Annotated in this window: 16 protein-coding genes (1 of these 16 running past the window's edge); 12 read left to right on the forward strand and 4 right to left on the reverse strand. The window is 69.5% G+C overall.

Translation table 11 applies throughout. From position 1 onward, the window contains the following. From KPL57_RS08095 to KPL57_RS08130, 9 genes are all read left to right on the forward strand, one after another. On the forward strand, positions 1-474 hold a 474-nt coding region (locus tag KPL57_RS08095), incomplete at its 5' end, for a C40 family peptidase (RefSeq protein WP_226351100.1). Beyond that, on the forward strand, positions 471-1,691 hold the full coding sequence (locus KPL57_RS08100) for an acetylxylan esterase (protein WP_226351101.1): 1,221 nt from the start codon (positions 471-473) through the stop codon (positions 1,689-1,691). The genes KPL57_RS08095 and KPL57_RS08100, both read left to right, overlap by 4 nt. Further along, complete coding sequence (locus tag KPL57_RS08105) at positions 1,685-1,939, forward strand: hypothetical protein (protein ID WP_226351102.1); 255 nt, start codon at positions 1,685-1,687, stop codon at positions 1,937-1,939. The genes KPL57_RS08100 and KPL57_RS08105 overlap by 7 nt, the downstream gene beginning before the upstream one ends. Next, entirely contained in the window at positions 1,936-2,160 is a 225-nt protein-coding gene (locus KPL57_RS08110; RefSeq protein ID WP_226351103.1) for a hypothetical protein, read from the forward strand. The genes KPL57_RS08105 and KPL57_RS08110 overlap by 4 nt, the downstream gene beginning before the upstream one ends. A 46-nt stretch (positions 2,161-2,206) precedes the next feature. Further along, positions 2,207-2,461, forward strand: a complete 255-nt coding sequence (locus KPL57_RS08115) for a hypothetical protein (RefSeq protein WP_226351104.1) — start codon at positions 2,207-2,209, stop codon at positions 2,459-2,461. After that, complete coding sequence (locus KPL57_RS66100) at positions 2,458-2,580, forward strand: hypothetical protein (protein ID WP_264197875.1); 123 nt, start codon at positions 2,458-2,460, stop codon at positions 2,578-2,580. The genes KPL57_RS08115 and KPL57_RS66100 overlap by 4 nt, the downstream gene beginning before the upstream one ends. 108 nt (positions 2,581-2,688) lie before the next feature. Continuing rightward, positions 2,689-4,365 (forward strand): IS1634 family transposase, encoded by a 1,677-nt coding sequence (locus tag KPL57_RS08120; RefSeq protein WP_226350710.1) that lies wholly within the window; start codon positions 2,689-2,691, stop codon positions 4,363-4,365. Positions 4,366-4,398: 33 nt separating this feature from the next. Beyond that, positions 4,399-4,587, forward strand: coding sequence for a hypothetical protein (locus tag KPL57_RS08125; protein ID WP_226351105.1), 189 nt, complete (start codon positions 4,399-4,401; stop codon positions 4,585-4,587). Between the two features lie 166 nt (positions 4,588-4,753). Continuing rightward, entirely contained in the window at positions 4,754-6,436 is a 1,683-nt protein-coding gene (locus KPL57_RS08130) for a hypothetical protein (protein ID WP_226351106.1), read from the forward strand. A gap of 366 nt (positions 6,437-6,802) precedes the next feature. Here the strand turns inward: KPL57_RS08130 and KPL57_RS08135 are convergent, their stop codons facing one another. The 4 genes from KPL57_RS08135 to KPL57_RS08150 all read right to left on the reverse strand — a co-directional run bounded on the left by KPL57_RS08135 (position 6,803) and on the right by KPL57_RS08150 (position 11,681). Beyond that, on the reverse strand, positions 6,803-8,059 hold the full coding sequence (locus KPL57_RS08135) for a hypothetical protein (RefSeq protein WP_226351107.1): 1,257 nt from the start codon (positions 8,057-8,059) through the stop codon (positions 6,803-6,805). Positions 8,060-8,148: 89 nt separating this feature from the next. Beyond that, a complete protein-coding gene (locus KPL57_RS08140) occupies positions 8,149-8,520 on the reverse strand; it encodes a hypothetical protein (RefSeq protein ID WP_226351108.1) in 372 nt (123 codons plus the stop codon). Between the two features lie 92 nt (positions 8,521-8,612). Then, entirely contained in the window at positions 8,613-9,836 is a 1,224-nt protein-coding gene (locus KPL57_RS08145; protein WP_226350739.1) for an ISAs1 family transposase, read from the reverse strand. Positions 9,837-10,241: 405 nt separating this feature from the next. After that, positions 10,242-11,681: a Scr1 family TA system antitoxin-like transcriptional regulator gene (locus tag KPL57_RS08150; protein ID WP_308252824.1), complete on the reverse strand. Its 1,440-nt coding sequence runs from the start codon at positions 11,679-11,681 to the stop codon at positions 10,242-10,244. Here KPL57_RS08150 and KPL57_RS66105 point away from each other — a divergent pair. The 3 genes from KPL57_RS66105 to KPL57_RS08165 all read left to right on the forward strand — a co-directional run. After that, positions 11,617-11,838, forward strand: coding sequence for a WhiB family transcriptional regulator (locus KPL57_RS66105; protein ID WP_308252825.1), 222 nt, complete (start codon positions 11,617-11,619; stop codon positions 11,836-11,838). The genes KPL57_RS08150 and KPL57_RS66105 overlap by 65 nt on opposite strands. Before the next feature lie 95 nt (positions 11,839-11,933). Then, positions 11,934-12,215, forward strand: coding sequence for a hypothetical protein (locus tag KPL57_RS08160; RefSeq protein ID WP_226351111.1), 282 nt, complete (start codon positions 11,934-11,936; stop codon positions 12,213-12,215). A 108-nt stretch (positions 12,216-12,323) separates the two neighbouring features. Further along, positions 12,324-12,500, forward strand: partial view of a hypothetical protein gene (locus tag KPL57_RS08165; RefSeq protein ID WP_226351112.1) — the 5' portion only. 267 nt of this gene lie beyond the right edge of the window; 177 of the gene's 444 nt are visible here — the first part of the coding sequence; it begins with the start codon at positions 12,324-12,326; its stop codon lies beyond the right edge, outside the window.

Consider the following 12,500-nt stretch of genomic DNA (forward strand, 5'->3'; position numbering starts at 1 on the left):
GATGCGACGACGCTCCCGCCGGGCTTCACCGCGCCCGCCGACCCGGTCGCGCGGGCGGCGGTCGGCTACGCCCTGGCCCAGCTCGGCAAGCCCTACGTGTGGGGAGGGAGGACAGGCCCGGACGGGTTCGACTGCTCCGGACTCATGCTCGCCTCCTGGGCCTCAGCAGGTGTCGCGCTCCCAGCAGGGATGGTCAGCCAGAAACACGCCGGGACACCAGTGCCCATCCAGGACATCGCGCCCGGGGACCTGGTGTTCATCCCCGGATCCCTCGGCAGCACGGGCAATCCTCGGCACAACGGCATGTATGTCGGACACGGCCTGGTCATCAACGCCTACGACACCACCCGAGGCGTCGTCCTACAGCCACTGTCCGACTGGGCCGACCAGGTCACCCACATCCGCCGCGTCCACGTCCCCGCGGCCGCGCCGGCCACGGCGCCCGCGGCTGCTGCGGCGGGAGCAGCGTCATGACCCGAGCCCGGCGCGTCGTCACCGCTCTCGCCGTCGCGGCGAGCCTGAGTCTCACCACGGGTGAGGCCGCCGCCGCGACCACGGTAATGAGAACGAAGTCCGCAGCCGCCGCGGCGGCCCCACCCGAGCACCGTAACGCCGACCAGGACGAGGCCCGGAACGAGGACGGTTCACCGGTCGGGCGGTGGGAGACCCAGCAGCGCCCGCAGCTCCTCCACGCGTTCGCCGAACACGTCTACGGACATCCGCTCCCCCGCCCGGACGCGGTCACCTACAACACCACCGACCTCAGCACCTCCGGGGACGTGGCCGGGCAGAAGGTCGTCATCGCCGTGACCGGCCCGGCCGGGACCGCCCGGTTCACCCTGCGCCTGTTCACACCGGCTGGGCGAGAGGTCCGCGGGACGTTCCTGCTCATCGACCACCGCAGCACCGTCACCGACACCGGCTCCACCAGCGACTACGCCCCGGTCAGGCAGATCGTCGACGCCGGATACGCACTCGCTGCCCTCGACGCGGGCGAGGTCGCACAGGATGACCCCGGCCGGTTCCGCGACGGCGTCATCGACGCCTTCCACCACCCAGACGCCGAGCTGCCCTCCGATGCCGGGCGCACGATCGCGGCCTGGGCGTGGGCCGCCTCCCGAGCCCTGGACTACCTCCACACCGACGACGACACCGCGCTCGGGGTCGACCCGGCCCGCGTCGCGGTCATCGGACACTCCCGCAGCGGCAAGGCCGCGCTCTGGGCCGGAGCCCAGGACACCCGCTTCCCCGTCGTCATCTCCAACAACTCCGGCGCGGGCGGCGCGAAACCCGCCGACACCGGACGCGGCGAAACCATCGACGCCCTCACCAGCGCGTTCCCGCACTGGTTCCCACCGACCTACCGCGCCTACGCCGACCGGCCCGACACCCTGCCCGTCGACCAACACCAGCTCCTCGCACTCATCGCCCCCGGCCGGCTCGTCGTCGCGAGCGCCACCGAGGACGACACCGCCGACCCTGAAGGCGAGCACGCCGCCTACACCGCGGCCGAGCAGGCGTGGGCGCGCTACGGACTGCCCGGCACCGGGCTCCCCGACAGCACGTGGCCGCCAGCGCCGGACCGGGCCTATCGCGGGCCCGGGATGTCGTATCACCTGCGCACCGGTAGCCACGGCTTCACCGCCGACGACTGGACCTTCTACCTGCAAGGAGACCTCTTCCGATGGTGACCACCATCCACACACAACCAGACACAACCGGACAAATCTGGACAGGCGGCGACAGCAGCGGCGATGTCGTGTCGTTGTTCTACGTCGTCCCCCACGACCAGCTCGTCCCCGACCTGCACCCACACCTCGGGGCATTCCGCCGTGGGGAGCACGTGTTCGCGACCGGCTACCTCATCGGCCTCCTGGAGGCGCCGTGTCTGACCTCTCTGCGGCGGCGCGCCCGGGCCGGACAGGCCCGGTCGGCATGAAGGTGGAGGTGGCGCATCGGGCGCCGTCGACCCCCGGGGACCGCCTCCACGTCACCGCACGGCGCACCAGCACCACCGGCAACAGATCCGTGTTCGCGGTCACCGCAGTCGACCAACACGACGTCCTCGTCGCCGACGGCCACGTCACCGCCCAGCTGGTCGACACCACCGTCTTCCGCGCCCGACTCCGCCAACGCGCCGCCACCGGGCGGGCGGCGTGAGCCCGTTGACCAGCCAATTCACCGATCCGCAGGAGGACCAACAGTGATGCGACGACGACACGACCACCGCGGCGGCACCTGGCGATGGCAACCACGCCCACGACCCGTCGACACAGCCACCGAGACAACCGCCGACGCTGGTGCCGACGTCGACGTCGGCACCAGCGCGGCCGCCGACAGCGGCCGGGCTGAGTACACGACCGGTCAGCTGACCTGGCGCCTGGGCGAACTCGGCTTCACACCACCACGCCGGGCGCGCACCGACAACGACACCGCACAGGATGGAGACGCCGCAGCATGAGCAGCTACCTGACCTTCCCCGCCAGCGCGACGACCGGCGTGAACGGTCTGCGGTGGGACGACACCACCAGCAGCTACCGGTGCCCGACCTGCGACCACCAGCCGCGGACGCTGGCCTGACTTTGGTCACCCGAGCCTGGTTTCGCAGCTTGTACTGCGCTGAGCTGCGGTGATGTGTTTGCGCGGGAGCGGTGTGAGGCACTAATTCGGTGCTCTACGCTCGGTCAGGTGGCGTGGGTGAGGCGGGTACGGACGGCCTCCGGGGCGACCGCGGTCCAGATCGCCGAGTCCGTGCAGGGCCATCGACGGATCGTGGCCCATGTCGGGTCAGCGCACACCGAGGCCGAGCTGGGCCTGCTGGTCGAGCAGGCCCGTGGGCTGATCGACGACGCTGCACAGCAGGCCCTGGATCTGGGCGTCGCGCCGTCACCCCGGCGGGCCGAGCTGATCGCGCCCACCGCGGCCGGCGGTGCCACGCAGGAGGGGCTGTTCGGCCAGATGCCGCGGCGCGCCCCGAGCACCACAACCCGGCGGGTGGGTGCGCCGCAGGTGATCACGACCGGGTCGCGGGTGCTGTTCGACATCCTCGCCGAGGTCTACGCGGGCCTCGGGTTCGCAGAGGTCGCTGATGACACGTTCCGCGACCTGGTGATCGCCCGGATCGTCGAGCCCACGTCCATCCTGGACACCGGTCGGGTGCTGGCCGGTCTGGGCGTCACCGCGGCGAGCGAAAAGACGATGCGCCGCACCCTGCTGCGCTGCACCGGGCGCAGCTACCGCGACGAGATCGCGAGGGCCTGCTTCACCCACGCCCGTGGCAGTGGGGATGTGTCGTTGTGTCTCTACGACGTCACCACCCTCTACTTCGAGGCGGAGAAGGAGGACGACCTGCGCAAGGTCGGGTTCTCCAAGGAACGCCGGGTCGACCCGCAGGTCGTCGTCGGGCTGCTGGTCGATCGCGCAGGGTTCCCCCTCGAGATCGGCTGTTTCGAGGGCAACAAGACCGAGACCGCGACGATCCTGCCGATCATCGAGGCCTTCCGGGCCCGACACCAGCTGCCGGTCGAGCCGGGCGGGATGGTCGTGGTCGCCGACGCAGGGATGCTCTCGGCCGCGAACCTGCGCGACCTCGACGAGGCCGGCCTGCGGTTCATCGTCGGCTCCCGACTCACCAAGGCCCCGGTTGACCTGGAGTCGCACTTCCACTGGCACGGCGACGCCTTCGTCGACGGGCAGATCATCGACACCCTCACACCACGCGACCGCCGCACCGGGCGCAGCGAGAACAGCCCGAAGGTCAAGGCCGAGCCCGTCTGGAACCCCAACCAGCATCCGGGATCCTGGCGGGCGGTCTGGGCCTACTCCACGAAGCGGGCCGTCCGGGACCGGCGCACGTTGACCCTGCAGGAGAACCGGGCCCGCGAGGTCATCGCCGGCGAGAAGCCCGCGCGCACACCGCGGTTCGTCAAGGTCACCAACGGCTCCCGCGCCCTGGACGAGGCCTCCTTGGCTCGGGCATACCGGTTGGTCGGGTTGAAGGGCTACGTGACCAACATCCCGGCCGGCGGCGCAGCGGCCGGGGAGATCATCGGCGACTACCACGACCTCTGGCACGTCGAGCAGTCCTTCCGGATGAGCAAAACCGACCTACGCGCCCGCCCGATGTTCCACCACCAACGCCAGTCCATCGAAGCGCACCTGACCATCGTGTTCACCGCCCTCGCAGTCGCCCGCGAGATCCAGAACCGCACCGGGCTCACCATCCGCAACGTCGTCCGCCAGCTCCGACCACTGCGCTCGGCCACCATCGCCATCAACGGCACCCAGCAGACCTTCCCGCCCGCCGTCCCCGCCGACAAACAGGCCCTCCTCGACGCGCTCCGTCAGCCCGCGGCGAAGCACTAAGACAAGTGACCGAAGTCAGGGCTGGCGTTCGGCATGGTCGAGGCGCTGGTCTGTAGCGATTGCGCGACCTACTGGCTGGCGCCCGCCACTGACGGGCGCCGGGATCTGGAGGCCGCCGCGGGCGACTACCTCGCAACGGGAGGCCTGGACAGCGACCTGGTCGACTCGGGTGACGGCGCGGCTGCGGGCGGGGCGGTCTCGGCTGCGGCGCGGGCGGCGTAGGCCCGGTGGACCAGCACGATCCCGGAGTAGGCCATGCGGGAGGTTCCGACGGGACCTTCGACCGCTACTGTCTGCTCACAGTCCATGACTGCGGCGCCCTGTTCTTTTCCCGAGACCCGGGCGCCGCAGCCACCGCACTCAGCGATTGAGCAGGAGCACTGTATCCATGACTGCAAACCGAGTCGACCTCGACCTCGACCTCGACCTCGACCTCGACCTCGACCTCGACCTCGACCAGCGGTACTCGTCGGTAGGTGCTTCGTCTTCTGCTGCTGGCCTGCGTGATCGCGGTGGCGCACGGGCGGCTGCGGTGGCGGTGGCGGCTCGCGCCCTGTCGATGCCCGGGTCTCGGCGCGAGCGGGACGTGGGGGATGAGTACCTGCCAGGTCGGAAGTTCCCGTACACGACGGTCGGGGACTGGGTGGCCCTGTCCGGGGTGTCACCGCGGGCGATCCAGGCCTATGTGCTGCTCCGGTCGTTCGTGAACACCCAGCGCGGTGATGAACGGGCCTGGCCGGGGCAGCGGCTCCTCGCCCGCGGCCTCGGGGTGTCCAAGGCCCACACCGTGGGTGCGGCGATCGCCGAGCTCGTCGAGATCGGCGCGGTCGATGTCGAGACCGTCGCGACCGCGACCGGGCGCCGCAACATCTACACCGTCCACGAGGCCCCACCGCCCGGCTACACCGGCCTGGCCAGCACCCAGGAACTCGCCGCGCTCGTCGCCGCCGAGGACGCCGAAGCCACCGCGAAGGCCCTCGCCGCACGGCCCGCCGGACCCCCGCCCCCGGCGGCCGAGACCGCCTGCTCCTGCCCCGCCACCAACCGCGGCGCGACGCGGGCGCGCCGCCGCACCACCACCACCACCGCCGCCGTAAGCCACGGCACGACCCGATCCGGTCAAGAACCCGCAGGTCGCAGGGGGTATGCCGAAAAATCGGCAGATCCCCCAAACGGGGGACACGACGAGTCGTTAGCATTGGGGGGATATGCCGATTTTGCGGCAGATGGGTCTGCCGAAAAACCGGCACAGAACGACCCGAAGTTGAACGACCCGAAGGGGGGAGAGCGCGAGCGCGTACGAATCGCCCGGCTGCCGAAGTCCCCGGGCCCGTCCACGCCCCCCCAGAGCCCTGCCCCCGAGCCAGGACCCGCACCCGCGGCGGAACCGGCCGCGGCGCAGTCCCCGATCGCGGCCCCGGCAGCAGGCGGCGCTGAGGCGGCGCTGGTGAGCGAGCTGGGGGCGGTGACCGCGGCGCTGGCCCAGGTCGCCGCGCAGCTCTCCACCGCCCTGGCCGCGCACCCGACCGCCGCCCCGCTCCCGACCCCGGTCACGAGCCCGGCGGTCCCCGCCGCGATGCCCGCGGTCGCTGATGCTCCGGACCCGGCCCGGCCCGAGACCTGGAAATGCGCCCGACACCTCGCCGCACCGGACCCCCAGGATCGGCCCTGTGGCGGCTGTGGAGCCGTCCGCAAGCATCACGAGGCACTCCGAGACCTCCAGGTCGCCGAAGCCGCTCAGAAGCGCTCTGAGGCCGCGCAGCGAGCCCGTAGCGAACGGGACGCCTGTCCCGAATGCGACGAGTACGGCTATGTCCTCGCCCCGTACGACCCCGCCGGCGGCTCCTACGACCCGCCACTGCGCTGTCACCACGACCGCCCGGCCACCGACCGCATCACCGAAGACGAACAACGCCGAGCCGCCCACGCCGCCGCTGACACCCGCGCCCCGATCTCGGCCGACACCCGCGCACTGCTCGACGCCACCCGCGCCCGCCTCCAAGCCAGCACCAACACCAGCCCGGCCCCGACCGGCCAACGGCGACGACTCAACCCGAAAGCATGGCGATAACCAGACAAACCAGGCACAACCGGACAGATTCGCCATCCGTGATCCCCGTGGCGATCGGCTGCCCTGGCCGATCTGGATGTCCGGCCCCGACCGCGCCGCCGCTGAAGCCGCGGCTACCGCCGACACGGTGGTGTTCAACCGTGCTGCCCTGCACGACGCCCTGGCACACGACCGTGCCCGACCTCGTGCCGCAGCTCAGCCGCCCACGAGGACTGCCACGTCATCGGCTGCCACCTCATCCACGGCCCGGCCGGACACCGGACCGTGGCTCACACTCATGGTCCTCGGCCTGGTCATTGTCGCCGTGATGCTGGTCATCACGATGACCTGGCGCTGAACGCCGCGGAACCGGTCACCTGCGGTTGGTCATGCAGGCTTGCTGGGTGCGGGCAGCGCGCTCACGCTCGCCAGCCCAGAACGGCCGTCCGTCGACCGATCGCTGGTGGTAGCGCGTTCGGAGGGGGGCAGGACACCGCGATCGCGCAGGCTGCGCTTGGCATTTGTCGCGGTCCGGCTGCCCCCGATCAACCGATCGATCTCCGACAACGTCGGCTCCTCACCGCGGTCCCACGCCTGGACCAGCAGCGCCTCGGCCTGGGCCAGCTTCGTCGTCCCCGCATCGGCCTCCAGCGTCGACGTCGACTCCTCAACATCAAGCACGGTGCCCGGATGGACCACCGGGAGCACCACTGTCACCTCACCGTCGGTCTCGGTGCCGGTCTCAGACTCGGCTGCGTCGACGCGGGGCAGCGAGTCGACGTCGGCCCGGGCCCCCGCCGCGGTCTCGCGGTGGACCGGAGCACCTGTATCGACCGGACCCGGCGCGCCCCCGGTCTCGACGACCGCGACACGACGCTGAGCAGACGACCCGGCCTGCTCACTCTCGACTGCCGCGCTCTCGACGGTCTCGGTCGGCAGGACGAGTCGCCGCCGGCGAAGCTGATAGGCGCCGTCGCGATACACCAGCCGGGCCGCCCCGGCGGTGTCGATCACGGTGACCGCGTCCCGGACCGCGGCATGCCGGGCCCGGTCCAGCTTCGCCGCGACCCGCGCCGCCAACCGCGCCGCACGACGCTCCGACCGCGTCCGCGGAGCCCCCGCCAGAGTGAGCTGGTGGGCGACGATCCCCGCGACCGACACGACCGCCATCACTGCCCCGGTCTCCCAACCGCCGCCGGCCTTGGTCACCCCGTGGAGCAGGTTCATCCCCGCCGCCCCCGCCGAGAACACGACCACTCCGGCCTGCAACCCCAGCACCGGACGGTCCGGGTAACGGCGCCGGGCGGCGACCACCGCCATCGCGAACGCCCACATCCCCAGCTCCGTGATACCCGCCAGCAGGAAACCGCCCACGCCGAATATCCGGGTGCCGTAGGCGGCCATCGCCGGAGCAGCCAATGCGAACGATAACACCGCAATCGGATAAATCAACAACTCGATCACATGCGCATCCACCCACCCCAACACCCGCGCACGCGCCGCACGCCGTGAATCAGCCCGGGCCTGCCGCTGCTCGGCATTCAACTGCGCCGTGGCGGCACGAGCATTGTGGCGCCGCTCTGTCCGAGCATCCTCCGCAGCAATCCGCCGCTGCACGGCAGCATCCGCCGCGTCCTGAGCCAACTGCGCGTCCAGGACACGGGACTCGCGACGATCCCGGGCATGCTGCGCCCACCGATCCGTAGCGCTAGCAGGGAATTCCCGAACAGTCATCACAGGTCCTCATCCTCGCCGCGGCGTGCTGCTGCACGCCTACGATACTCACGCCCTTTCTCCGCCCGCGACGGCCTCAACGGATCAGCATTATCCACCCGAACCTGAACCGTCGACCGAGACATCCCCGCCAACTCCGCCATCCGCTCGAACGTCACCGACCGCGTCCCCCGCACCGCCACATACAAAGCCGGATCAATCGCCTCGTACGCCACCCGATGAACATGAATCAAATCAACAGCACGCTGCACCACCCCCGGCCCCTGAATCTCCTCCACCTCAATCACCTCCCGCACCGCACGCAACGCACGCAACCCCGCCGCACTCGGCGACAACGGCGGCTCCGACATGAAACGACGCGGCAAAAACATCAACACTCCCCAGTAGGACGACCGAATACACCTCACTATATACCCTCCCGGTATATCGTGCGAGTGCGAGCCCCAGGGCCCCGGCAAAGTCGCTAGATGATCTTGTAGGTGGTCAGTGGTCGATGGGGGTCGCGGGCGTGGTGGCGGAGTGCTGCGGCGATGTTGCTGACGCCGTGCAGGCGTAGCGCGGTGATCGCGAGGTTCCGCAACGCCGACATGACCTGCGGGGCGTGACCGGTGTGGGCGGTGGCGCGGTCTTCGTCGAAGCAGACATCACGGACCCAGTGCAGGCGATTCTCGATCGACCAGTGCCCACGGATCCAGCGGGCGAGCAGTCCTGGATCGGCGTCGGTGCTGGTCAGGCTGGTGATCGCGTAGGCGGTCTCGGTTCTCCACTTCCCGCCAGGCCGCAGTGGGCGACGCCGGCGCACCAGCTTGATCGCCTGGGATGCGTGGGGGAAGAACTCTGCGCCCAGGTCGGGACAGGGGTGCAGGCTGACCACGCTGATCGTGCGGGTCTCGACGCGGCCGTGCCCACGCCCGCGTTGACGATCAGCGACGCCGATCTGGGTCCAGGGCAGCGCCCGTACCCGTGCCAGCAGCGTGGGCTGGTTCGCTTTGATCGTCATCAGGTAGTGCCCGCCGCGGCGGTGTAGGTAGTCGGCGTGGGCTCGCTGGGTGTGCAGAGCGTCCGCGGTGACCAGTACATCGTCGAGGTCGAGGGGGTCGAGCAGCGCGGTGAACGCGGTGATCTCGCTGCCCTTCTCTGCGACCTGAACCTGGCCGAGCACGCCACCGCTGGTCTGGTCGAGCACCGACACCAGATGCGGGAGCCAGACCCTGCCGTCGGCGGCACGGACGCGGGCGCCGCGCAGGGTCTTGCCGTCCAAGGCCAGCACGCGACGCTGTTCTCGCCGGGGTGTGCCCTCCGGGGCCGGCTGGGCGCTGAGCTGGGGCAACACCCAGGACTGCAACGCCGCCTCCAGCGCCGAGGCGTCGACCCGTTGCAGGACCCGGCGGATGGTCGACTCGTGCGGAGCGACCGCGCCCACCCCGAGCACGTCCAGCACGGCGCGGCCGACGTCATGGGCGTACTCGGCGATCGCGGTGAACGACCGGGCCCCCGCCAACACCGCGCACGCCCCCAGTAGCAACACCGCGAGGACACCGTGGCGGACACCGCGTGGTTTCCGCGGGTCCGGCACTCGCGACAGGGCCTCCACCAGCGACAACCCCGCCGCCTCACCGACCGGCGCGGCTCTCCCCGCGTCAGGACCGACCTCCAGGCCTTCCAGAGCAGCAACGATCGGAGACACTGACACTGCGGACACAGGCTTCCTGACGTGAGCAAGGATTCGACACCCTCATGATCACGCCAAGCCTGTGTCCGCACCCACCCCCACCCCCCACATCACCGCAGCTCAGGACCCACCCATCACGACTTTGCCGGGGCCCTGGTGCGAGCCCGGGGTGCGAGTGCGAGCCCGGGGTGCGAGTGGCGAGTGCGAGCCGCTCGCAGGGTGCGAGTGCGAGCCGGGGGTGCAGAGAAGGCGCTGCGCTTGTCTATGTCACTCTCCGTGCTTGTCCAGCAGGCAGACAAACCACTGGACAAAGACTGGACAAGCAGCTGGACTTCGGCGTCCTACGCGCGCCCGGGCTCGCGCGCGCGTAGGACGCACTTTAGCACGCCCGGGCTCGTTGTCCACCGGACAACTGGACAATCACCCACCGTCACGGCCGGCGGCAGGATCACCGGGTCTGGTCTGGCCGTCGCTCATCTCACGAGCGAGGCCCTCGACGAACTCGATCGCCTGGTCGCCCCGCAGGCTGTGGCCCTGGTAGGCGCGGAACTGGTCGATATGCTGCTGCACAACCACCTGGTTCTCGATGGGGCGTCTCCTGTCCGACTTGATGACTAAGTTGTCGGCGGCCTCGTGGGGGGCCATGTAGATGACCGCGTCCAATCCATATGCTGAATCGAAGTTGACATTATTGGGCAGGACGGCAAGATCGACCAGTCTGTGCCTAGCCAGCGAGATGATCCTGTCTAGCTGGTCAAGTATTACATAGGCGCCACCAAACTGCTGCTTTAGCAAGGATTCGACCATGACGATCTCCACTTTCCGCCGTGATCCATATAGGATATCTTGCCGGTCGATGCGACTTGCGATCTGAGTGGCGGTGTATCGCCTTGAGTGTCCAGTGGTCGATCGAAAAAAGTGTCGCATGTAGGCAGCTGACTGAAGGAGGTCCGGCACGAAGGAGCTCTGCCAGGAAAGAATGAGCGATGCCTCGATTTCGATAGACTCGATGTCACCTCGCTGTGACTGCCACCCGCGCGGCCTTGAATCGCGTGTCTTCTTCACCGTTTCTTCTATTGCCGCGTCGATGCCATCGAGTATTACTTTGAGCGCGCCATCGGACCCTGTTGCGTGAAGCCATTTCCGCGCCTCCTGTTTGGTGATGTGCGATTTTCCGGATTCAATCCGACTGACTCGCGACTGGTCGCATCCAATGGTGTTAGCCAGCGCCCGGCCGGACATTCCGGCTCTGATTCGATACTTTCGCAGATGCTCGCCGAGTCGAGCCCAAGAGTTGTTCCGGACCGAAGTCACAAAGCCTCCCGTCGTATTCGTTGACTGTCTCTGCTCGACCTCTATGCGTCGCCGTCTCGTTGTCGACCAGCGCGTGGTCCGGCCTTCGCGGGCTGACTCGGTTCGAGCGCCTCGCCCGCAGACTTCCCGGTGCTGGTCGTCAACTCGCGCGAGCGAGCGGAGGCGAACGTGGATTCTCTCCGCGTTCGCGAGGCAGCTCGGACTGGGGCGACTTTCCTCTCGTGCCCCCTTGACTCGAGGTCTCGACCGCTGCAAGCTGAGGCTGGCTGATGTGAGGAGAGCGTCGCTCGCATCGCACACATTGAATCTCAGTGGTCGGGCCCCGGCGGACTGTTCCTCCGCCGAGGCCCTTGTAGACCACCCCGAGCATGAAGAGGTGGCCCACGTGGTCGAGCGTAGTCCTGTCTTTGACGACGATCCGGGGACTGGAGTCCCGGTCCCGTCCGAGTTGTCGTCCCATCCGGGTCGGCACTGTCTTGGTGTGGATACCGAGGTGTTCTTCCCGGTGTCTGAGCTGGGTGTGTTGCAGGCCCGGCTGGTGTGCACCGGTTGTCCGGTGCGTGTCGCATGCCGGGAGTGGGCCGCGGCGACGGGCCAGTACGGCGTCTGGGGCGGCACCACTCGTGAGGAGCGCGCCGCTCAGCGGCACGCGGACATCGCCGCCGCTGCTGCGGCGGTTGATAATTGGGCGGTGGCGGCCTGATGGCGACATCGTCGGGGACGGATCGTCTGCGTGCTTTGAGTGCTCGGCGGGCGGATGCGGTGTTGCGGCGTGGTCGCGTCCGCCGGGACATGTTCGTGTCGGCCTACGGGCAGGCGTCCACGCCGGTCGAGCGGCTGATCGCGGCGTTCGCCGCCGTGCGAGCGACGCTGCCGAAAACCGGGACCGTGTCCCCGGAGGTGACACGACGCATCGACCGGATCGCCGACGACCTCGCCGATCTGTTCGTCGAGCTCCACGAGGTCCAGGAAGCCGCCGCTCACAAGGCGGTGCGGGTCAAGCAGCGTCAGGCCGAGCGGTCGCAGGCCCGCGCCGCCCAGCGTCAGGCCGCCGCTCCTACGGCTGGCGGTGACCGGTGATGCAGGTCCGTGCGCGGTGTGTGGTGTGTCGCCGGTCGATCGAGATTCCACGGGAGGGCGGCGTGCCGCCGCGGACCTGTAGCCGCTGCCATCGGCAGAAGGTGGGAGGTGGTCGTCGTGCCGCAGCCCGCATCTGACCAGCACCAGGAAGAGGGACAGGAGGGCCCGGCCCGCCCGGGCCTCTACATCGTCGATCCGGACGCAGCGTCGCCCGAGAGCGGTGAGAGCCAGGCGGCTGCTCCGGTGGAGCCGGGAGTGAAGCCGTTGGCGCCGTGGGACCAGCGC

Source organism: Pseudonocardia sp. ICBG601, assembly GCF_020496245.1.